The sequence below is a fragment of the Micromonospora sp. D75 genome (assembly GCF_018070405.1).
GTDB lineage: Bacteria > Actinomycetota > Actinomycetes > Mycobacteriales > Micromonosporaceae > Micromonospora > Micromonospora chalcea.
In genome coordinates this window covers 1-1544 of sequence record NZ_JAGPXV010000937.1, presented here as the reverse complement: position 1 = coordinate 1544, position 1544 = coordinate 1, and the positions used below count along the sequence as shown (strand labels likewise).

At 74.6% G+C, this 1544-nt stretch carries 1 pseudogene; it reads left to right on the top strand.

From position 1 onward, the window contains the following. Nucleotides 1-1544: pseudogene (locus KBX39_RS30860) on the top strand (hypothetical protein); the annotation flags it as partial.

Genomic DNA, 1544 nt, shown 5'->3' with positions numbered 1-1544 from the left:
CTGGAGTTCTTCGCCAGCCGCCAGCCCGGCGAATGGACCCGGCAGCTCGACCAGCTCGGCCTCGACCCCGAGCTGTTCCGCTACCAGCGCGAGATGAACGCGGACGAAGGCGAGGCCGCCGGGACGTTCACCTTCGCCACAGACGAGGCGTTCGTCGAGTTTCTACTGCGGGCCGTGGTCGCCGAGGAGGACCCCGGCGAGATCGCCGACCTCGTAGCGCAGCACAGCCGCGACCTGGCGCAGCGCGACGGCCTCCTGCTGGAGTGCGAGTTCGTCGCGGGCGCGCTGGACCGGCTGGTGCCGCTTGCCGATGCGCACAAGGCGGCGCGCGCCACCGAGGTGACCGCAGTCGGCGCGCAGGCAGCGATCGACCGGTTCGCCCAGAGCGTGGCCGCCCGCAGCCGGGCGGAGCAGGAGTTGCTCGCCGTCCGGGAACAGTATGCGCGCGAGACCGCCGAGGCATTGGCCGCGGCCCGCACCGACGCGGAGCACCGGCAGGCCGCGGTCAAAGAGCTGAAGCGCCTAGCGCTGGTCCTGCAGCTGAGCACGGCACGGGCCACCGAGGCGGTCGCCAAGCAGGACCACGAGGACGCCGACGCGCTCGCGGAGTCCTGGCGGGAGACTGAGAAGGCCGCCGAGCTACGGGCGGCGGACGCGGCCGCCGCCGAGACGGCGGCCCTGGTCGAGGACGCCGAGGAGTCCGCCCGCCCGATCCTGGACGCAAAGAAGGCCGCAGCCGCACAACTGGCCCGCGGGCTCCTCCAAGTCGCCAACAAGGCCGCGGACGCCGCTAAAGAGGCCGGGAGGCTGGCAACGGACTGCACCGCCGGGGCCGCCGCCGCCGAGGACGCGCTGGTGCGCGAGACGCAAGAGGCGGCGAGGCTCGATGCCGGGGCGGCCGTCGCTGCGAAGCGCATCGGCGAGATCGACATGATGCTCTCCGACGCCGCGGCGAGCGGGCTGCTGCCGGCCGGGCCGTCCGCGGCGGCGGCGGCGGCGCTCGCCACGGAGGCGGCCACCGAAGTGGGACGCCGGTTGACCGCAGCCGAAGAGAAGGCCGCCGAGTTCGACGAGGAACGGGTCGCGGCGGTGCGCGTCGAGAACGACGCGGCGACCGCGGTGGTTCAGGCCAACGAGGCACGCCTCCGCGCCATGGAGGCATACGAGGCGGCGGCCGCCCGCGCCGCCGAGCTGGCCGGCCGCCCGCGGCTCGCCGAGCTGATCGACAGCGAGGAGGTGCGGCTCGCCACGGACGCCGAACCGCTCGCCGAGCGGCTGGCCGCCGCCGTCGCCCAAGCGGAGAGCGCCCGGGCCCGGCTCCAGGCCGAGGCCACCGCCGACGAGCGCATCCGGACCGCGCTCGAGGCCGACGGCCTACTGCCGCCGCCGGCCGAAGTGACCGCCGCGTGCGAGGCGCTGAACGACGCAGGGATTGTGGCGTGGAGCGGCTGGGACCACTTGACCCAGATCGACAACCTCGAGCGGCGCCGCGAGCTGCTGCGCGGTGCCCCGCAGCTGGTGTCAGGCGTCGTGCTCAACGATCC